Origin of the sequence: Anaeromyxobacter dehalogenans 2CP-1, assembly GCF_000022145.1 — a bacterium.
GTDB classification, from domain to species: domain Bacteria; phylum Myxococcota; class Myxococcia; order Myxococcales; family Anaeromyxobacteraceae; genus Anaeromyxobacter; species Anaeromyxobacter dehalogenans.
This window is the reverse complement of sequence record NC_011891.1, coordinates 1,805,050-1,824,914: the sequence shown is the minus strand read 5'-3', so window position 1 is coordinate 1,824,914 and position 19,865 is coordinate 1,805,050. Positions and strand designations below refer to the sequence as shown.

The following is a 19,865-nucleotide window of genomic DNA, read 5'->3' as shown; positions in this document are numbered from 1 at the left end:
CCCTCAGGCCTTCGGGCCCGCGTCCGCCACGGAACGCGCGATCGACTGTTCCTCCTCGGTCATCTCCGACGGCACGTCCGCGAAGAGCGGCGTGCTGAGGTAACGCTCCCCCGTGTCCGGCAGCATGCAGAGGATGTTGGCCCCCGGCTCCGCGCTGGCGGCGATCTCGAGGGCGCCGGCGAACGTGCCGCCGGAGGTGATGCCCACGAAGATGCCCTCCCGTGCGGCCAGCTCCTTGGCGCAGCGGATCGCCTCCGGGCCGGGGACGGCCAGGATGCGGTCCACCAGCTTCAGGTCCACCGCGTCGCCGGTCAGCTTCGGGATGAAGTCCGGGGTCCATCCCTGCATCGGATGCGGCTTGAAGCTCGGGTGCGGTGCGGCCGGGGTGCCGTCCGGATTGCGTGACTGCGCGGCCCCGCTGCCCAGGAGCGGGGCCTCCGCCGGCTCGCAGACCACGATCTTCGTCTCCGGCCGTTCCTTGCGGAGCACGCGGGCCACGCCCTTGAGCGTCCCACCGGTCCCGTAGCCGGTCACCCAGTAGTCGAGCCGGTCGCCCGCGAAGTCGGCCAGGATCTCCTGCGCCGTCGTGCGCGAGTGGTAGTCGGGGTTGGCCTCGTTCTCGAACTGACGCGTCATGAACCAGCCGTGCGCGGCCGCCAGCGCCTCCGTCTTCCTGATCATGCCCACCGCGCGCTCCGCCGCCGGGGTGAGCACCACCTTCGCACCCAGGAAGCGCATCAGCCGGCGCCGCTCGACGCTGAACGACTCGGCCATCACGAGCACCAGCGGATAGCCCTTCGCCGCGCAGACCATGGCCAGGCCGATGCCGGTGTTGCCGCTGGTCGCCTCGATGACCGTCTGCCCCGGCTTCAGCGCTCCCGAGCGCTCCGCCGCCTCGATCACCGCGATGGCGAGACGGTCCTTCACCGAGCCGAGCGGGTTGAAGGCCTCCACCTTCACGAACAGGTTCACGTTCGGTGGAGCGAGCCTGTTGATCCGGACTACGGGAGTGTTTCCGATCGTCTCCAGGATGCTCGCGTAACGTCGGCCCATGGCGCACCTCGTGGAGCGGCGGGGGAGCCGCTCGAGGCGACATCTGTAATGGAGACGCGTCGCCATGACGGGAACCGGACGGGAGCGTCGGCGCATCGACGCCTCGGGCCCACCGTTCGGGGGACTGCCAGGGGACGCCATGCCGAGGCGCCCGGTGAACGGCACGAGGGCCCGGCGGCCGCCGCCTCACCTGCGACCATGACGGGCGGCGTCGCCCGCTGCGCGACGCCCGGTCCTCGGGGCCTCGACGACGCGCCGCAGAAGCGTGGAGCGCTGCGCACCGCTCGGGAAGCAGGGGAAGCAGCCGGGGACCGTCGGCACGCACACGATGGCGCCACCTGGCGCCCGCGCGCCGTCGCCCACGTCACGCGCTCGCGCGCCGCGTACACCGTACGTCAACCTGCGTCGACGGCCCACGCACCGACCATGTCACGAACGGTGGACACGGCGTTCCTGGTGACGGAGGCAACGCCATGCTGGCTGGCCCCGTTCCGCTCGCCAACGCGCCCGCTCGAGCGAGGTTCGTGTCCCGCGATGCCTGCATCGCCTGTGGGTCAGCCGACCTGCGCGCGGTCGCGCAGGGGCGCTTCGACGCCGAGCCGCTGCGCGGGTTCCTCGCCGCCGATCCGTGGGGCGAGGACCCGCTCCCGGCCCTCGGAGACGCGCCGTGGGAGCTGCGCGGGTGCGCGGCGTGCGGCCAGGTGTTCCACCGCTGGGTGCTCGACGACGCATGGCAGAAGCTCCGGTTCCGACGCTGGATGGGCGAGGCCGCGATGCGCTCGTTCGCCGAGCGCGTCGGGGCCACGGCGTTCCCGGCCCGGTGGAGCAGCGGCACGAACCGGATCGCGCACGTGCTGCGGCTGGAGCGCCTGACGCGCGAGCTGCGGACCCGCGACGAGGCGCCGCGCTTGCTCGACTTCGGCTGCGGATGGGGGGAGCTCGTCGCGACGGCCGCGCTGGCAGGATGCGACGTCCACGGCGTGGACTGGGACGCGCACCGCCTGCGCGGCGCCGGGCTCGGCGCCGACCGGCTCGTCGGCGGCCTCTCCGAGCTGGATCCGTCGCTCCGCTTCCACGCGGTCACGCTCTTCGAGGTGCTGGAGCACCTCACGGAGCCGCTCGAGGTCCTGAGGCAGCTCCGGTACCGCCTCGCCTTCCGCGGCATCCTGGTGGTCGAGGTCCCCGACTGCTCCGGAGTGGACGGGATCCGGACCCTCGCCGAGTACCGGGCCGTCCACCCGCTCGAGCACATCAACGCGTTCACGGCGGCGTCGCTGGAGCGGTTCGTGGAACGGGTCGGCTTCCGGCGGATCGAGACGCCCGCCGCGTGGGTGACCGCCGACCCGGTGCGCCTCGCCCGGACGGCAGCGCAGCGCGCGCTCGCGCCGTGGCGCAGGACGACGCAGGCCTACTTCCGACGCGAGGAGTAGCCGCGGGGGATCTCGACGGGTGCGGCGCGCGCACTCCGTGCGTGCCGCGACGCAAGCGCGGGTCGGCGCGCCTATCGGCCGAGCGGCGGGAGCGTCTCCGGCCCCGGGACGACCGCGCGGCCCCGCTTCACCCGGTCGACGATGTGCTCGAGGTTCGCCGGATCGCGCAGCGGATCCGCACCGAGCACGAGGAAGCTCGCCTCGTACCGGTCGGCGAGCCGCCCGATCTTCCTCCCCGGGAAGATGACCTGCGGCGTCGTGACCGCCCAGGCGACGAGGATCTCGAGGTTGGTGAGGAGGTGGAACCGGGCGATCCGCTCGACCTCGACGCGCGGCGTCTGGCGGAACAGGTCGGTGCCGATGGCGATCAGGACGCCATGGCGCTGGAGGTTGCGGAGGTTCGCGCGCGCGACCTCGAGCTGGCGTGGGCCAGGCGCGTCCCCCAGGAAGTCGAAGGTGGTCGAGATCGAGACCTTGCGCCGCCCCGCCGCCTCGCAGTCCGCGTCGTCGAGCAGGTACGCGTCCGGCGCGTCGGCCGATACGAACGGCAGGTGGGCGATCTCGTCCACACCGCCCGCGACCGCGACGTGGAAATCGTGCGCGTCCTCGATGTGCGCGGAGACGCGGAGGTTCGCGGCGTGCGCGCGACGGACGATCGCCGGGACGAGCGCCGGATCCAGGCCCCGCTGCCTGGGCGTGAGCGTTCGGTCGTCCCGCCGCGCCGCGTACTCGTCCGAGTGGACGAGGAACAGCTTCACGAAGTCGGGCCGCCCGGCCAGGAGCTTCGGCCAGGCTCGATCGACGTCCGCCTCGGAGGCCACCGCGAAGAGCGCCTCGCCCTCGCCGTGGGTCGTCGCCCAGTCGGCCGGGAGGATCCCCATCGCGGCAAGCTGGTCGATGAGCTCCATCGGGTGGCCGCCTGGCCCCGTGAAGCCCTGGTGTGCGCTCACGAAGTCCACGGACGTCGGCGCGCCGAGCGCCGCCCGCATCGCATCGTGAGACTTCGGAGAGGTCCCCTGGTCCTGGACGTAGAACACCCCGTCCCGGAGGTACGTCTGGATGTACGCGTCGACCAGCGCCGGCTCGAGCCAGTGGTTGTGCCCCTCGGCGTACGGCGGCACCACGAAGCCGCCGCGGAGGTCGACGACCGTCACGGTCCCCGTCCCCGTCGGCGCGGTCTCGGAGAAGCGATCGCCGACCCCCCACATCGTGCGGTCCACGAACCGCGCTCCGTCGAACCAGTGGCCGTTCCGGTACTCGACCGCCGGCACGCGCCGCTGCGATGCGGCGGGCAGGCACGCGGAGACCGCGAGGAGGGCCAGGCAGGCGAGGACGGGTCGCTTCATCGGCAGTTTCGACCGAGCAAGACGAGATGATACGCGTCCTCGTGTCCGGCGTCGGCGCCAGCGTCACTTCCCGAGCACCTGCTCGACCGAGCCGACCCGGAAGACGACGGCCGCGCGAGCCCACGGGAACCGCTGCTTCACCCGCTGGTGGTTCGGCGTGTCCACCTCGAGCGCGGCGCGGCCGGTGAGGCGGAAGCCGATGCCCGCGGGGTCGTGTCCCCCCACGATCATCTGCACCGGGCTTCCGCTCCGGAGGTTCTCCTCCGTCTTCCGATAGCCACCCGCCGGGAAGACCAGCGTATCGGCGTCGAGCACGTCGAGGTAGCTGTTCCACGTCGCGACGAGGTGGGGGCCGTCCGGCCCCTGCGTCACGAACGCAGCCGAGCCCTCGCCCTTCAGCGCCGCCTTCAACCGATCCGGAATCATCGTTGACTCCGCTGCGAGCGAGCCGTGCCCCGGCCGCGTTCGCAAGAGGTCTACCGGTTGCGCCGGAGGTTCGCCACCCGCTCGCGGCACCGCCGCGCGGCGTTCCCGCGGCGGGAAGAGATCCGGACCTCGGATACGGCAGGATCGTGAACCGCTGGGCCGGCTCGAGGCCGCGGGCGCGGCGGCGCGAGCCGCACTTCGGGCGCCCGAAAGTTGCTTTGTTGGCTGCAGCCGCCCCCCAGCCCTCCGCCCGCGAGCACCCGGCTGAGTGAACCGGGGCGCGGCGGACCGCCGGGTGGATCTCGGACGCGCTCATCCCGATCCCGGCGGCGGTCTTCGGATACGACCAATCGGATTCGCGAATCGCGAATGCCGCAAGCTCAGCGCCCTCGCCGCCTCACCACCCCGCCAGCACCACCACCAGCACCGGCGCGATCAGCAGCGCCGGCAGCATCGACCCGACGCGAACCCGGCGGTCCTCCATCCCCACGCCGGCGAGCAGCAGGTTCAGCCCGATCCCCGCGACGAGCAACCCGCCGGCGCCCCCGACCGCGAGCACGCGCGGATCCGTCGCGGGATCCGGCAGCACCCGCGCGAACGCGGCCGCGGCCACGCTGATGCCGCCCTGGAGGACGAGGATCGGCAGCGCGGAGAGCCCGACCCCGACGCCGTAGACGCCCGCGAGCGCGACCGCGGCGATCCCGTCGAGCGACGATTTCAGCACCAGCGTCTGCGCGTCGAGCGTCAGGCCGTTCTGGATCGAGCCGACGATCGCCATCGGCCCGATGCAGAAGAGCAGCGACGCGGTGACGAAGCCCTCGGTGAAGCGGCCCCCGCCGCCCACCTTGCGGCGCGCCGCCTCGCCGATGGCCGTGAGCCGCTCCTCGATCTGGAGCAGCTCGCCCACGACCGCGCCGAGCGCGAGGCTCACCAGCGCGAGGATGATGCCGGGCAGCGGACCGGCGCGAACGCCGTCCAGGCCCCGCGCCATCCCGAGCCCGACGAGCAGCGTCACGAGCCCGAGCACCTGCATCAGCGTCCGCCCGAGGCGGTCCGGCAGCCGGGCGCCCACGCCGGCGCCGACGACGGTGCCGGCCGCGATCGCGGCGACGTTGATCCAGGTGCCGGAGGTGCGCGCGACGAGGTCGAGCAACGGTCACCCCAAAAGAAGACGCCGGCTCAGCTCTGGGCTGGCCGGCGTCGAACTGGTTGCGGGGGCAGGATTTGAACCTGCGACCTTCGGGTTATGAGCCCGACGAGCTACCTGGCTGCTCCACCCCGCGTCAGGTGGGAAAGTGTCGAAGCGAGGCGGGTTTCTACAGTCCGGGCCGGTTCCGGTCAAGACCTTTTCGCACCGCGCCGAAATGCGTTCGGGACGGCCTCGCCGGCGGCCTCATCCTCCCGCTCTCCGCAGCACGGCGCCGGGCACCAGGAACAGCGCGGCGAGCGCCACCATGGTCGCGCCGGTGGGGATCTCCCAGATCCACGACAGCACGTAGCCGCCACCCGCCGCCAGGATGCCGAGGCCGGCGGCGACGGCGAACGCGGGGCGGAACCCGACCTTGAGCAGCAGCGCGGCCGCGGCGGGCAGGGTCAGGAACGCGAACACGGGCAGCGCGCCGAGCGCCCGCGCGGTGACGGGGATCGCGAGCCCGATGGTCAGGAACAGCACGGCGTCCCACAGCTTCACCCGCAGCCCGAGCGCCTGGGCGGTCTCGGGGTCGAACGACGCGAACGCGAGCTCCTTCGCGAACACGAGGTGCACGGCGGTGCAGACGGCCGCCACCACCACGATCACGGCGAGGTCGCCGGCGGGCACGGCGACGGCGTTGCCGAACACCATGCCGCCGAGGTCGTGCGCGGCGTGCACGAGCTGGCTCACCCCGAGCACGACGAGCGCGGACGCGGTCACCCAGGCGGCGCCGACGGTGGCCTCGGCGGGCAGCCGGCGGGGGCGGAGCGCGCCGAGGACGAGGGCGCCGGCCACCGAGAACAGGATCGCGACGGCGAGCTGCTCGGTGGCGTGCTCGGTCTCGATGTGCACCCGCTCCTCGACGAGCAGCGTGAGCACGAGCCCGAGGGTGGACACCTGCGTGAGCGCGGCGGACACGAACACGGTCCGCCGGAGCACCACGTACACGCCGAGCGCGCCGAGCAGCGCGCCGGCCACGACGGACGCGGCGAGGGGCACCTCCCAGATCTCGCGCGCGGACAGGAACGTCTCGAGCGCGCTCACCGACGCACCCCGCCGTTGATGGGGTACACGAGGCGCCGCCCGTCCAGCTCGCGCACCGCGACGGGCCTTCCGTACAGCGCCCCGAGCCCGTCGGGCCGCAGCATCTCCTCCACCGGCCCGACGCGGAACAGCGTCTGGTCCTTGTCCACGAACGCGAGCGCGCGCGCGTAGTTCGCCACGGCCTCGAGCCGGTGCGACACCATCACGATCGCGATCCGCACGCCCTGGTGCAGATCGCGGAGCAGGTCCATGGTCGCGAGCTCGGCGGCGGGGTCCATGCCGTTGGTGGGCTCGTCCACCACCAGCAGCGTGGGCTCCGCGGCGAGCGCCCGCGCGATGAGCGTGCGCTGCCGCTGCCCGCCGGAGAGCTCGCCGTACGCGCTCCCGGCGAGCGCCTCGATCCCGACGAGCCCGAGCGCGGCCCGCACCGCCTCGTGGTCGGCGGGGCCGGGGCGGCGCCCGGGGCCGAGCGCGGGGACCCGGCCCATCAGCACCACCTCTCCCGCGGTGAACGGCCACACGGGATCGACGTGGTCGCGCTGGGGCACGTAGCCGACGCGCACGCCGGGCCGCAGCGTGCGCCGCCCGGCGAGCAGCGGCAGCGCGCCGAGCAGCGAGCGCACGAGCGTGGTCTTGCCGCCGCCGTTCGGGCCGACCACGGCCAGGAAGTCCCCGGCCTCGACCGCGAGGTCCACCCGCTGGAGGATGGCGCGGCGGCCGTACCCGACGGTTGCGCCCTCGAGCGCGACGAGCGGGCCGGGGCTCAACGGAGCGCCTCCGCGACGCGCTCCACGAGCTCCTGGATCCACTGCTCGTAGGTCTTCACCCCGGGCTCGCCGCCCACGTCCCCGGGCACGCGCACCACCTTCGCGCCGGCGTGGCGCGCCACCACCTCGGCGGACTTCGTGTCGTAGTAGTTCTCCACCACGATCGCCTTCACCTGCTCGCGCTGCGCCCGCTGCACCAGCTCGGCGAGGTAGGCGGGCGGCGCGGGCACGCCGGGGCGCGGCTCGATCTCGCCCGCCGACACGATCCCGCTCCAGTCGAGGAAGTACGTGAGCGTGCGGTGCTGCGAGAAGATCTTCCGCCCCTTCACCGGCGCGAGCGTCGCCTGCCAGCGCGCCAAGTCGGCCTGGAGCTTCGTCCGGAACGCGGCGAGCGCGCCCTGGTAGGCGGCGGCACCGCTGGGATCGAGCTCGCCCAGCTTCCCGGCGATCGCCGTCGCGACCTGGAGCGCGCGGCGCGGGTCGGTGAGGAAGTGCGGGTTGCCGGCGGGGTGGAGGTCGCCGCGGCTGCGGTCCACCGGGCCCGTGGGCACGTCGAGCACCTGCACGGCCGAGGCGGCGGTGAGCCGGTGCGCGCCGCCGGGCTGGATGGCGCCGTTGCGCGACTGGTTCACGAGCGGCGGCAGCCAGCCGATCTCGAGGTCGAGGCCGACGTCCACGAGCAAGTCGGCGTTGCGGAGCTTCACCGCGAGCATCGGGTTCGCGTCCACGTAGTGCGGATCCTGCGAGCCGCGCGAGAGGCTCTCCACCGACGCGCGGCCGGCGGAGACCTCTCGGACGAGCGCGGCGAGCCCCTCGGTGGTGGTGACGACGCGGGGTCCGGCGAGCGCAAGCGAGGGGACAAGGGCCAGGAGGACGGCGACGGGGCGGAAGGTCATGGCGATCTCCTCCTAGAACGGGTGGGCGCCGTGCGCCCCGATGCCGAACTCGACGTGGAGCAGCGCCTCGAGGCCTCCTCCGCCGCCGGGCAGCCGATCCCAGCCGACCTGCAAGCGGAGCCGCTGGAACTCCGACGGGAACCAGGTCACGAGCCCGCTGGCGCGCTGCTCGGTGCCGCTGGGCGCCTCGCCCGCGGACGGCGCGCGCTCGTAGCGGACGCCGTACCCCCACCACGCGCTCTGCCGCCAGAACGCCTGCGTCCACCAGCCGGTCTCGGTCTCCCCGCCGTTCGCGTCGGCGGCGGCCCCACGGAACCTGCGCGCGTAGACCTCGCCCTGGACCGCGAGGTAGGCGCGCCCGGCGGGCGGGCGGATGCGCAGGTACGCGTCGGCGCCGCCGAGGTCGCGGAACGCGCCGCCGGTGCCCTCGCCGCGGCGCGCCGCGGACAGGCCGAGGCCGAGCGTCGCCGTCTCGCCGAGCGGCAGGTAGTTGAGCAGCCGCGCCACGCCGGTCAGCTCCGAGGTCGCGTCCTCCATCAGCGTGGTGTTCTGCCCGGCGACGCGCAGCTCCGAGAACCAGGGCAGCGGCGCGAGCCAGGCGACCTCCACGCCCGGCCCGCCCAGCGACTCCTCGCCGAGGAGCCGCTCCCGCGCGAGCGGCGCGTCCACGAACTCCCAGGCGTGCGGGTGCTGCAGGTTGAGCCGGCCGAACGGGCTGTAGATGCGGCCGGCGCGGACCTGAAGCCCGGCCGGGAGCGCGAGCGTGGTGACGTAGGCCTCCTCGACGCCGGCGCCGGCCTCGGTGAAGGACAGGAACACGTCGGCGCGGACGTAGGGGTCGACCACCGCCTGCAGCCCGAGCTCGAGCTCCTCGAACGCGAACGCCGGCTTCTCGGCGGGGCTGAACGGGCCGCCGCGCGGCGAGCGCTTCTCGACGTCGTAGCCGTCGTACGCGAGCGAGGCCGAGCCGATGGCGCTCACGTCGGGGAGGAGCAGGAGGCGCGCGTACGGGCTCCCGCCGGTGGACGGCGCGGCCGCGCCGGGCGGCGCCGGGGCCGCCGGCTGCGGCGCGGGGGCGGCCGCGGGAGCGGCGCCCAGCTCCCTGGCGATCTCCGCCTCGAGCTGCTTCGGATCCTGCTGCGCGGGGGGACTGGACGGCGGCGAGGTCGCGCCGGACGACTGCGCGGAACCGGCGACGGGGACGGCGGACACGGCGAGCACGCTCGCCACGATCAGTGAACGCATGAGACACCTCGGCGCGCGCCCGGCGCGCCATGTTACGCGGAACGGATCGGACGCGCGCGAGCAGCCGCGCGCCCATTGCGGAGCCGGCAGGGGCTACGCGTTCCGCGGAGGTGACTGGCCCGGGACGGCGCCGAGCGGGGCGCCCAGCACGGGTGCGAGGCCGCGCGCAGGCTCGACCACGTCCTCGACGACGGGGCGCGGCGCGACGTCGGGCGTCTCGGTGTGCGCGACGTCGGCGCTCCGCACCGCGCACACGGCGCAGTGGTCGGCGCCGTGGGGCCCGGGCGCGTGCGCGTGGTGCCCCCCGGCCGCGAAGACCAGGAACAGGGCCAGCCCGGCGGCGAGGAGCGCGCGCATCCCGCCCCGAACTTGGTCGGCCGCTCGGTGCCTGTCAACCGAAAGTGCCAGCACCCGCCGCGGCGCGCGGGCCCGGGTTCACGCTCCGAGCGCACCCGACGCGCGCAAGGCCGCGATCTCCGCGGGCGAGAACCCGGCCTCGGCCAGCACCGCCTCGCCGTGCTCGCCCAGCCGGGGCGCGGGCCGGCGCGGCGCGGCCTCGCCGCGCAGCCGCACCGGCGACGCCACCGCGGGGAGCGCCCTGCCCTCCCACGGCGTGTCCACCTCGAGGAACGCGCCGCGCGCGGCGAGCTGCGGATCGGCGCGCGGCTCGTCGCCTTCCAGCACCGGCGCCACGCACGCGTCGTGCGCCGCGGCGAACGCGGCCCACTCGTCGCGCGTGCGCGCCGCGAAGATCGCCGCGAGCTCGGCGCGCGCCCCGGCGCCGCCCTCGTCCCACTGCCGCGAGGCGAGCTCCGGCCGGCCCACGGCCTCGCAGAACGCGGCGAAGAACCGGGGCTCGAGCGCGGCGAGCGCGACGAAGCGGCCGTCGCGGGTGCGATACACGCCGTAGCAGCCCGCGCCGCCGTCGAGGAGCTCGCGGCCGCGCGCGAGCGGCGCGCCGCGGGCCCACGCCATCCCGAGCGGCATGGCGAGCAGCGCCAGCGCGCCCTCGGTCATCGACACGTCCACGTGCGCGCCCTCGCCGGTCGACGCGCGCCGCACCAGCGCCGCCAGGATGCCGGCGACCGCCGGCCAGGCGCCGCCCGCCACGTCGGCGACCTGGACGCCCAGGGGTCGCGGCGCGTCCGGCGGGCCGTTCGCGGCGAGCACGCCGGAGACCGCGCAGTAGTCGAGGTCGTGGCCGGCGCGACCGGCGTACGGGCCGTCCTGCCCGTAGCCGGAGATCGAGCAGAGCACGAGGCCGGGGGCGCGGGCGCGCAGCGCCTCGTAGCCGACGCCCAGCCGGTCGAGCACGCCGGGCCGGAAGGACTCGACGACGGCGTCGGCGCGCGCGGCGAGCCGCAGGAAGGCCTCGACGCCCTCGGCCCTGCGGAGGTCGATCGCGAGCGAGCGCTTGTTGCGGTTGAGCGCGTGGAATGCGCCGGACTGCTCGCCCGCGAGCGGCGGCATCCAGCGCAGCCAGTCGCCGCCCTGCGGGTCCTCCACCTTGACGACGTCGGCGCCGAGGTCCGCGAGGACCAGCGTCGCGTACGGCCCGGGCAGGAGCCGGGTGAGGTCGAGGATGCGGACGCCGGCGAGCGGGAGCGCCACGCCCGTGGCCCAGGATCAGACCAGGATCTGCTGCAGCTTCATGGCGAGGCCCATGTCGCCCTGGATCTTCAGCTTCCCGGACATGAACGCCATCTGCGGGTTGAGCTTGCCGTTCACGATGTTCAGGAAGTCCTGCTCGGTCGCGGCGACCGTGCACTTCGGGCTGGCGGGCGCGCCCTCGCTCACCTTCCCGCCCGGCGCGGTGCAGTCCACGCCCCAGGTGCCGCCGCCGGGACCGCTGATGTTGAACTGGTAGACCGCCGCGATCCGGGTGACGACGTCCGGCTTCGCCTGGAGCTTCGCCGGGATGTGCTGCTCGAAGACTTCCTTCACGGTGGACACTGCCATGTCGGACCCTCGGAGCCGCTCGGCGGCCGCTGATTCCAGAATCAAGCCTGGGGAGAGCGCAACGTATTGGGCGGATCCGGGAGTGTCAAGCCGGCCCGGCCGCCGCTACGCGCGCCCGTGCGTCTGCACCGCGTCGTTCACTGCGGCGGTGAGCGCGTCCGGGTCCACCGGCTTGATGAGCACCGCGTCCACGTCGCGGCCGCGCGCCCGCGCGATGTCGTCGCGCTCCGCCCAGCCGGTGACGATGACCACCGGGACGGTGGGCGCGATGGCCTTCGCCGCCCGGGCCATCTCCAGCCCGCCCATGCCGGGCATGCCGACGTCGGTGACCACCACGTCGATCGAGTGCTCGGACAGGGTCTTCAGCCCCTCCTGCCCGCTCGCGGCGGACAGGACCAGGCACCCGGAGGCGGTGAGCACCTCCGCCATCAGCTCCCGGTTGTCGTCGTCGTCCTCGACGAGGAGGACCCGTACCCCGCTCTGCTCCATGATCCCCTCGCCGGGCGGCCGCGCGACCTGGCACCCCGGGGTCAGTTAAGCACTCGGCGCCCCGGGGCGCGACCGCCTCGTGGGGGCGACGGCTACTCGGCGTAGAAGGAGTCGAGCAGGGCCCGGTACTGCTGCGTGACGACCTTGCGCTTCACCTTCAGCGTCGGCGTCAGCTCGCCGGTCGCCTGGGTGAAGTCGCGGGGGAGGATCTCGAACTTCTTGATCGTGGCGTAGCTCGCCTGCCGGGCGTTCAGCGCGTCGATGGTCTGCTGGATGCGTGCGCGCAGCCGCGGATCGCGGTGCAGCCCCTCGCCCGCGGGCAGGCCGTGGTCGCCGGCCCACTTGCGCGCGTTCTCCTCGTTCAGCGTGATGAGCGCCGAGAGGAACTTGCGCTTGTCGCCGTGCACCATCACCTGCGAGACGAGCGGATCGGTCTTCAGCTCGTTCTCCAGGTTCTGCGGCGCGACGTTCTTCCCGCCCGCGGTGACGATGATGTCCTTCTTGCGGTCGGTGATCTTGAGGCAGCCGGCCTCGTCCACGAACCCGATGTCGCCGGTGGCGAGCCAGCCATCCTTCAGCACCTCGGCGGTGGCGGCGGGGTTGTTGTAGTACTCCTTCATCACGCACGGCCCGCGCACCAGGATCTCGCCGTCCTCGGCGATGCGCACCTCCGTGCCGGGGACCGGCGGGCCCACCGTGCCGATGCGGTTCGCGCCGGGGCGGTTCACGAACGTGCCGGCGGACGTCTCGGTGAGGCCGTAGCCCTCCAGGATCACGAAGCCGAGCTGGTCGAAGAAGTGCGCGATCTTCGGCGAGAGCGGCGCGCCGCCGGAGACGAACAGGCGCATCCGCCCGCCGAAGCGCTCCGAGAGCGTCGCGGAGAGCTTCGGGAAGACCAGCTTCCGGCCGATGGTGAGCCCGAGCGAGGAGTAGTCCTTCCCCTGCTCCTTCGCGGCGGCGTACTTCTCGAACTCCTGCAGGGCGAGCTTGAACAGCTTGCCCTTCAGGCCGGGCGTGGCGAGCCCCTTCGAGATCACGGTGTTGTAGGCCTTCTCGAAGATGCGCGGCACCGAGGGCATCACGGTGGGCCGGACCTCGCCGGCGTTGTCCACGATCTTCTCGAGCGACTCGACGAACGCGCCGGTGGCGCCGGTGCTGAACCAGACCGCCTCGATCACCTTCGCGAACGAGTGGGCCATGGGCAGGAACATGAGGATGAGGTCGTCGGGGCGGACGACCTTCAGGCCCTCGACCGCGAGCGCCTCGTAGACCCAGTTGCCGTGCGTGAGCACGACGCCCTTCGGGTTCCCGGTGGTGCCCGAGGTGTAGATGAAGCTGGCCGGGTCGTCGCGCCCGATGCGCGCGAGCCGCGCCGCGTGCGCGTCCGGGTTCGAGGCGCGCCAGGCGACCCCGGCCCGCTCCACGTCGGCGAGCGTCCGCTCGAACGCGTCGGCCGCCGGGCCCTGCGCGCGCACCAGGGCCTCCAGCGCCGGCAGCTTGGCCCGCACCTCGCGGATCTTCGCGACCTGCGCCGCGGAGTCGCAGAACACGAACCGCGCGCCGGAGTCGGCCAGGATGTACTGGCACTCGGTCGGCGTGTTCGACTGGTAGATCGTGACGGTGATCCCGCCCGCGCCGAGGATGCCCAGGTCGGCCAGGATCCACTCGAGGTTCGTGTCGCCGATGATGGCGACGCGATCGCCGGCGCGGAGCCCCAGCGCGGCGAGGCCGTCGGCCACGTCGCGCGCGCGGCGGGCCATCTCGGCCCAGCTCACGTCGCGCCAGGCGCCCGCGGACTTGAGCTTCACCGCGGTGGCGTCGCCGCGCCGGCGCGCCTGCGTCTCGAAGAGAGAGACGAGGTTCTGGGCGTCGGACGCCCCCTTCCTGAGCTCCGCCTCGGCGATCATCGCGTCCTCGCTTTCACTTGCGTTCCAGCATGCCCCGCGCGACCTGCTGCCACCGCCGCTCCTCGGGGGGGTCATAACGGCCCGGCTCCGACGCCAGCGCCTTCTCGAGCTGCTCCGTCGCCTCGCGCTTGTGCCCTTCCTTCCGGTAGAGGTCGGCCAGGTACACGCGCGCCCGCACGTTCACCGGGTTCTGCGCCAGCGCCGCCTGGAGCGAGCGCTCGCTCTTCCTCGCGTCGTACTTCGGCCAGGGGAGCTTGAACCAGAAGCGCCCCCACGCCGTCTGGATCGAGCCGTGCTGGAACGCGGGATCGATCTTCTCGGCGTGCGAGAGGCGGTCCTTGAACTTGCCCTCGATGCCCTGGGTCAGCGCCTTGAGGACGCCGATGCCGAGCGAGTAGTTGCCCATGCCGGCGGCGGCGAAGTGCCAGCCCTCGACGCGCGCCGGGTTCGCGCGGATGGCGCGCTCGCCGAACTCCCAGCCCTGCTTCCCGAGCCGGCTCTTCTCCGAGTCCTTCAGCGCCGGGTCGTCGGAGAGCCAGAAGTAGAGCCGCGCGAGGCGCCACAGCACCTCGTAGTCGTCGGGCGCGCGCCGACTCGCCTCCTCGAGCGTGGTCCGGACCTCGTCGAGCGCGCCGGGCGCGTCGCGCCGCGCGTACGCGGCGTCGGAGCGCTCCAGCAGGTCGCCCAGGGCTGCCCCCTGGGGAGCAGCCGTGGCCGCCAGGGCGGCGGCGGCGAGCAGGGCGCAGAGCATCCCCGAAGCATGCCGGGATGCGTCCCTCTTGGCTGCGCCCCTGGAGAGGTTCACGCTTCGTCACGACGCGCGCCGCCGTCCGCCCGGAGGCGGGGGCGGCGGGCGCGCGTGGCGGGCGCGGGGCGACCCGTGACCCCGGACGGGGCGTGGATCAGTACGAGTTCGCCTGCAGGTCGCCGCAGATGCAGGTGCCGGGCGCGGTGGGCGTGGGCTGCGTGAACGGCGCCGCGGGGTTGCCGCTCTCGCCCGCGTAGCAGGTCCACGCGTCGACGTCGCCATTCGGCTTTCCGCCGAGCGCGCCGTAGCAGTCCGCGCGCGTCTGGCAGCCGCCCGCCGGGAGCCGGCCGAGGTAGTCCGCCGAGTAGGTCTCGCCGGGGTTCGCCTCGCAGTTCCGCGTGTCGTGGTTGATGTAGATGTTGCGCGTCGCGGCGGAGGGCTTGCGCTGGTCGGCGGTGATCTGGTCGCGCGTGGCCGTGAACCACCAGTCGTAGCCCGCGGCGGCCGCGTCGGCGGCCGTCATGGTCGAGGGCGCCGGGCCGCGGCAGGTCTTGCGCGTGTCGCCCTTCTGGTTGGCGATGCGCAGCAGCACGATGTCGCTGCCGGCCGGATCGGTGGGGAGCAGCAGGCCCGAGGGCGGCTTCACGATCTCGGCGATGCGGTCGAGGATCTGCGCGAAGTTCGGATCGCAGATCGATCCGGCCACCACGTCCGCGCCCTTGGCGCGGAGCTGCTGCGACGCCTGCAGCAGGCGCGAGCCGGGGGCCTGGCCGCCGCACACGTTGTTCGTGCAGGTCAGGTCGGTGCCGGTGCACGCGTAGTCGCAGCAGATGCCGGGGGCGCAGGACGCGTCCTGGCAGACGCTCTGCGAGGTGGAGACGATGAAGCCGGCGCCGACCGGGCGGCCGAGGCCGGTGAGGTAGTCCACGATCTGCGCGACCGCGAACTGCTTGGGCGTGGGCGACGACGCGTCGGCCACGCAGGAGTCGGAGCCCGGGCCGCCGGTGAGCACCACGCCGCCGGAGGGATCCTGCGGCGACGAGCAGTCGTCCTCGTCGCCCACGAAGACCGTCACCAGCTTGGAGTTGTCGTGCAGCCAGGACGCGGGCGCGGCGGCCACCACGTTCCCGCTCGCGTCGCGGCGGTCCACCTGGCCCCCGGAGACCGCCCGCTCCACCGCGAGGCGGCCCGCCTCGAGCGCCTGCTCCTGGCCGGAGCCGCAGGTGCCCGCGATGACGTTGCCCTGCCAGGCGCCGGTGCGGTTGTTGGCGAACCAGTCCTTGAGCTGGGTCGCGGTGTAGCCCTGGCGGTTGCAGACCTTGGTGCCGTCGCTGCACGCGGGCAGGGCCGGATCGCGGATCGCGAGGCCGCTCCCGTCGAGCTGCGGGTACAGCTCCTTGTCGAAGTGGAGCACGCGGGGGCTGTCGCCCAGGCCCACGAAGGCACCGTGCGGATAGTAGCCGCCGTCGGCCGCGAGGCCGGGCGAGCAGCGCCCGTCGAAGCGGTAGTGGGTCTCGACCTTGCCGCAGCCGCTGCCCAGGGCGGAGCACCCGATGGGATCGACGGCGGGCGCCACCGCATCGGCGCCGCAGCAGTAGCCCTCGCCGAGGAGCCCGGTGCAGGTGGTCTTGCAGGTCGTGCCGGCGATCCCGGCGCAGGCCGCGTCGCTGCTGCACGCCCGCGGCCCCTTCATCGGCCCGGTGGGCACGCCGCTCGGCGCCTCGCAGCACACCTGCTGGCCCGCGGCGCCGGGGCAATCGTTCCGGCAGGTCACGCCGGAGAGCGGGCCGTTGTAGAACACCGACGTGGTGGTGACCGCCACGTGGAAGTCGATGGGCTCGAGGCCCGCCGCGCGCCGGGACGTGTTCGTCTGGTCCAGGTTCTGGATGAACGCGGCGAAGTTCTGCGCGAGCTTCTCCTGCTCGCCCGCCATCGAGCCGGAGTCGTCCACCACGAACAGCACGTCCGCGGTCGAGATGCTCGAGAGCGTCACGCGCTCCGAGCCCGGCTGGATCAGGCAGTGGCCGACAGGGTTGAAGTTGTAGTCCTGGCACCCCGCCGCGAGCAGCAGCAGCGGAAGCACCGCGAGGACCCGGGACGCTCGCGCCATCGTTTGGCCTCCAGTTCGCGCGCGATGATAGCCGCGATCGTCCCTTGAGCAAACGACGCAGCAATCCCACGTTCACCGACCGTCGGCGGCACGCAGGAGCGCCCACCTGCGCCCACCACGGCGCGCGGCGGCCCGGAGGCCGCCGCCGCGGCCGCGGTCATTCCCACTCGATGGTGGCGGGCGGCTTGGAGGAGATGTCGTAGACCACGCGGTTGATGCCGCGGACCTCGTTGATGATGCGCGACGACAGCCGGGCCAGCAGGTCGTACGGCAGCCGCGCCCAGTCGCCGGTCATGCCGTCGGTGGACTCCACCGCGCGGATCGCGCAGGTGGACTCGTAGGTGCGCTCGTCGCCCATGACGCCGACGCTGCGGACCGGCAGGAGCACCGCGAACCCCTGCCAGAGCTTCTCGTACAGCCCGGCGGCGCGGACCTCCTCCTGCACGATCGTGTCGGCGCGGCGCAGCACCGCCAGCCGCTCCTCGGTGACCTCGCCGAGCACGCGGATGGCGAGCCCGGGGCCGGGGAACGGCTGCCGCCGGACGATCGCCTCGGGCAGGCCCAGCTCGAGGCCGAGCTGGCGCACCTCGTCCTTGAACAGCTCGCGGAGCGGCTCCACCAGCGAGAGGTTCATCTTCTCGGGCAGGCCGCCGACGTTGTGGTGGCTCTTGATGGTGGCGGACGGCCCGCGGAACGAGACCGACTCGATGACGTCCGGGTAGAGCGTGCCCTGCACCAGGAACTTCGCGCGGGCGCCGTGCGCCGCGAGCCGCTCCACCTCCTGCTCGAACACCGCGATGAACTCGTGCCCGATGATCTTGCGCTTGCGCTCGGGGTCGGTGACGCCCGCCAGCGCGCCGAGGAAGCGCCGCGAGGCGTCCACGGTCACGAGCGGCAGGTGGAACATGGCGCCGAACACGTCCTCGACCTGCTGGCGCTCGCCGGCGCGGAGCACGCCGTTGTCCACGAAGATGCAGCGCAGCCGGTCGCCGATGGCCCGGTGCACCAGCAGCGCGGCCACCGCGGAGTCCACCCCGCCGGACAGCGCGCAGATGACGTGGCCGTCCTTCACCTGGGCGCGGATCTGCTCCACCGCCGCCTCGGCGTAGCCGCGCATCGACCAGGTGCCGGAGCACCCGCACACGCCGTAGGCGAAGTTGCGCAGCACGTCCTTGCCGCGCGGCGTGTGGACCACCTCGGGGTGGAACTGCACGCCGTAGAAGCGGCGGGCGCGATCCTCCACCGCGGCGTACGGGGCCGAGGCGGTGGCGGCGATGGGCTCGAAGCCGGGGGGCAGCGCCTCGACCCGGTCGCCGTGGCTCATCCACACGTCCAGCGTGGCGGGCAGGCCCTGGAACAGCGGCGAGGTCGCCTTCACCTCGATGGTGGCCGGCCCGAACTCGCGGTGCGCCGCCTGGTCGACCCGGCCGCCCAGCTCGGCGGCGAAGACCTGGAGGCCGTAGCAGATGCCGAGCACCGGCACGCCCAGCTCGAACACCACCCGGTCGCAGCGCGGGCTGCCCTCGGCGAGCACCGAGGCCGGGCCGCCGGAGAGCACCACGCCGCGGGGCCGGAACGCGCGGATCGCCTCCGCCTTCGCGGTGCAGGGGTGGATCTCGCAGTAGACGCCCAGCTCGCGCAGCCGCCTCGCGATGAGCTGCGTGTACTGCGACCCGAAGTCGAGGATGAGGATCTTCTCTGAGTGGATGTCCATGTCGGCCCGGCCGCGCGCCGCCCGGCGGTGCGCGGGTGAGGAGGGAGGGTCAGTCGACCCGGTAGTTCGGCGCCTCCTGCGTGATGATCACGTCGTGGACGTGGCTCTCGCGCAGGCCGGAGGCGGAGATGCGCACGAAGCGCGGCTTGGTCCGCAGCTCGGCGATGGTCCGGCACCCCACGTACCCCATTCCGCTGCGCAGGCCGCCCACCAGCTGGAACAGGTTCATCTCCACCGTGCCCTTGTACGGCACGCGGCCCTCGATGCCCTCGGGGACCAGCTTGTCCGCGTCGGAGACGTCGCCCTGGAAGTAGCGGTCCTTGGAGCCGAGCTTCATCGCGCCGATCGAGCCCATGCCGCGGTACGACTTGTAGCTGCGGCCCTGGTACAGGATGACCTCGCCGGGCGCCTCCTCGGTGCCGGCCAGCAGCGACCCGATCATCACCGACGACGCGCCGGCGGCGAGCGCCTTCACCATGTCGCCCGAGTACTTCACGCCGCCGTCGGAGATGACCGGCACGCCGTACTTCTCGGCGGCCCGGGCGCACTCGTCCACCGCGGTGATCTGCGGGACGCCCACGCCGGCGACCACGCGCGTGGTGCAGATGGAGCCGGGGCCGATGCCCACCTTCACCGCGTCCACGCCGGCCTTGCAGAGCGCCTCGGCGGCCTCGGCGGTGGCCACGTTGCCGGCGACCAGCTCGATGCCCTTGAAGTTCGCCTTGGTCGAGCGGACCGCGTCCACCACGCCCTTCGAGTGGCCGTGCGCGGTGTCGATCGCGATCACGTCCGCGCCGGCCTTGAGCAGCGCCTGGATGCGCGCCTCGCGGTCGGGGCCGACGCCCACGGCGGCGCCGCAGAGCAGCCGGCCCATGCGATCCTTCGCGGCGTTGGGGTGCTTCTGGATCTTCTCGATGTCCTTGATGGTGACGAGGCCGCGGAGCTCGTACCGCTCGTTCACCACCAGCAGCTTCTCGATGCGGTGCCGGTGGAGCAGCTCCTTCGCCTGCTCGATGGTGACGCCCTCGTGCGCGGTGACGAGGTCCTTCGTCATCACCTGCTCCACCCGCTGCTCCAGGTTCTTCTCGAAGCGCAGGTCGCGGTTGGTGAGGATGCCGAGGAGGCGGCCGCCCTGCACCACCGGGATGCCGCTGATGCCGTTCTCGCGCATGAGCGCGACGGCCCGGTGCAGCGGCGCGTCCGGCTCCACGGTGATCGGCTCGGTGACCACCGCCGACTCGTACTTCTTCACCTTCACGACCTCCGCCGCCTGATCCTCGACGGTGAGGTTCTTGTGGATGAAGCCGAGCCCGCCGACCGCCGCCATGGCGATGGCCATGCGCGCCTCGGTGACGGTGTCCATCGCGGACGAGACGATGGGGATGTTGAGCTGGATGTTGCGGGTGAGTCGCGTGGACGTCTCGACCGACTTCGGGAGCACGTCCGACTCGGCCGGGAGCAGCAGGACGTCGTCGAACGTCAGCGCCAGGCGGAGGTCGTCGCGGTTGAGCATGCGGACGTATAGACGAGCGCGTCCGG

18 protein-coding genes and 1 tRNA gene are annotated in these 19,865 nt (G+C 73.3%); 1 reads left to right on the top strand and 18 read right to left on the bottom strand.

Translation table 11 applies throughout. The features are described from left to right. Positions 1-3: 3 nt before the first annotated feature. Positions 4-1,053: a cysteine synthase A gene (gene cysK, locus A2CP1_RS08200; protein WP_012632904.1), complete on the bottom strand. Its 1,050-nt coding sequence runs from the start codon at positions 1,051-1,053 to the stop codon at positions 4-6. 524 nt (positions 1,054-1,577) lie between these two features. On the opposite strand from cysK, the gene A2CP1_RS08195 reads away from it, so the two are divergent. Beyond that, positions 1,578-2,483 (top strand): class I SAM-dependent methyltransferase, encoded by a 906-nt coding sequence (locus A2CP1_RS08195; RefSeq protein ID WP_245530015.1) that lies wholly within the window; start codon positions 1,578-1,580, stop codon positions 2,481-2,483. 71 nt (positions 2,484-2,554) lie between these two features. Here the strand turns inward: A2CP1_RS08195 and A2CP1_RS08190 are convergent, their stop codons facing one another. From A2CP1_RS08190 to guaB, 17 genes are all read right to left on the bottom strand, one after another. Next, positions 2,555-3,829: an amidohydrolase family protein gene (locus tag A2CP1_RS08190; protein ID WP_012632902.1), complete on the bottom strand. Its 1,275-nt coding sequence runs from the start codon at positions 3,827-3,829 to the stop codon at positions 2,555-2,557. Positions 3,830-3,892: 63 nt separating this feature from the next. After that, a complete protein-coding gene (locus tag A2CP1_RS08185; protein ID WP_012632901.1) occupies positions 3,893-4,255 on the bottom strand; it encodes a pyridoxamine 5'-phosphate oxidase family protein in 363 nt (120 codons plus the stop codon). Between the two features lie 397 nt (positions 4,256-4,652). Then, positions 4,653-5,408 (bottom strand): DUF554 domain-containing protein, encoded by a 756-nt coding sequence (locus tag A2CP1_RS08180; RefSeq protein WP_012632900.1) that lies wholly within the window; start codon positions 5,406-5,408, stop codon positions 4,653-4,655. Positions 5,409-5,461: 53 nt separating this feature from the next. Further along, a tRNA-Met gene (locus A2CP1_RS08175) sits at positions 5,462-5,538 on the bottom strand. Between the two features lie 110 nt (positions 5,539-5,648). After that, positions 5,649-6,491 (bottom strand): metal ABC transporter permease, encoded by an 843-nt coding sequence (locus A2CP1_RS08170; protein WP_012632899.1) that lies wholly within the window; start codon positions 6,489-6,491, stop codon positions 5,649-5,651. Beyond that, on the bottom strand, positions 6,488-7,258 hold the full coding sequence (locus A2CP1_RS08165) for a metal ABC transporter ATP-binding protein (RefSeq protein WP_012632898.1): 771 nt from the start codon (positions 7,256-7,258) through the stop codon (positions 6,488-6,490). Before A2CP1_RS08165 ends, A2CP1_RS08170 begins: the two co-directional genes overlap by 4 nt. After that, positions 7,255-8,154, bottom strand: coding sequence for a metal ABC transporter substrate-binding protein (locus A2CP1_RS08160; protein WP_012632897.1), 900 nt, complete (start codon positions 8,152-8,154; stop codon positions 7,255-7,257). The genes A2CP1_RS08165 and A2CP1_RS08160 overlap by 4 nt, the downstream gene beginning before the upstream one ends. A 12-nt stretch (positions 8,155-8,166) precedes the next feature. Next, positions 8,167-9,399 (bottom strand): hypothetical protein, encoded by a 1,233-nt coding sequence (locus A2CP1_RS08155; protein WP_012632896.1) that lies wholly within the window; start codon positions 9,397-9,399, stop codon positions 8,167-8,169. Positions 9,400-9,492: 93 nt separating this feature from the next. Then, the gene (locus A2CP1_RS08150; protein WP_012632895.1) at positions 9,493-9,756 is read right to left on the bottom strand and encodes a hypothetical protein; all 264 of its coding nucleotides are present in this window, start codon (positions 9,754-9,756) and stop codon (positions 9,493-9,495) included. A 78-nt stretch (positions 9,757-9,834) separates the two neighbouring features. Beyond that, complete coding sequence (locus A2CP1_RS08145; protein WP_012632894.1) at positions 9,835-11,010, bottom strand: CaiB/BaiF CoA transferase family protein; 1,176 nt, start codon at positions 11,008-11,010, stop codon at positions 9,835-9,837. 15 nt (positions 11,011-11,025) lie between these two features. Next, positions 11,026-11,358 (bottom strand): SCP2 sterol-binding domain-containing protein, encoded by a 333-nt coding sequence (locus A2CP1_RS08140; RefSeq protein WP_012525576.1) that lies wholly within the window; start codon positions 11,356-11,358, stop codon positions 11,026-11,028. Positions 11,359-11,463: 105 nt separating this feature from the next. Beyond that, complete coding sequence (locus A2CP1_RS08135; protein ID WP_012525575.1) at positions 11,464-11,847, bottom strand: response regulator; 384 nt, start codon at positions 11,845-11,847, stop codon at positions 11,464-11,466. 92 nt (positions 11,848-11,939) lie between these two features. Continuing rightward, positions 11,940-13,754, bottom strand: a complete 1,815-nt coding sequence (locus A2CP1_RS08130) for an AMP-dependent synthetase/ligase (protein ID WP_012632893.1) — start codon at positions 13,752-13,754, stop codon at positions 11,940-11,942. A 13-nt stretch (positions 13,755-13,767) separates the two neighbouring features. After that, complete coding sequence (locus A2CP1_RS08125; RefSeq protein WP_012632892.1) at positions 13,768-14,505, bottom strand: tetratricopeptide repeat protein; 738 nt, start codon at positions 14,503-14,505, stop codon at positions 13,768-13,770. 151 nt (positions 14,506-14,656) lie between these two features. Beyond that, entirely contained in the window at positions 14,657-16,612 is a 1,956-nt protein-coding gene (locus tag A2CP1_RS08120) for a hypothetical protein (protein ID WP_012632891.1), read from the bottom strand. Between the two features lie 157 nt (positions 16,613-16,769). Continuing rightward, positions 16,770-18,326 carry a glutamine-hydrolyzing GMP synthase gene (gene guaA, locus A2CP1_RS08115; protein ID WP_012632890.1) on the bottom strand — a complete coding sequence of 519 codons (1,557 nt, stop codon included), beginning with the start codon at positions 18,324-18,326 and terminating at the stop codon, positions 16,770-16,772. A gap of 49 nt (positions 18,327-18,375) precedes the next feature. Then, positions 18,376-19,839 carry an IMP dehydrogenase gene (guaB, locus tag A2CP1_RS08110; RefSeq protein WP_012632889.1) on the bottom strand — a complete coding sequence of 488 codons (1,464 nt, stop codon included), beginning with the start codon at positions 19,837-19,839 and terminating at the stop codon, positions 18,376-18,378. Between the last annotated feature and the right edge of the window lie 26 nt (positions 19,840-19,865).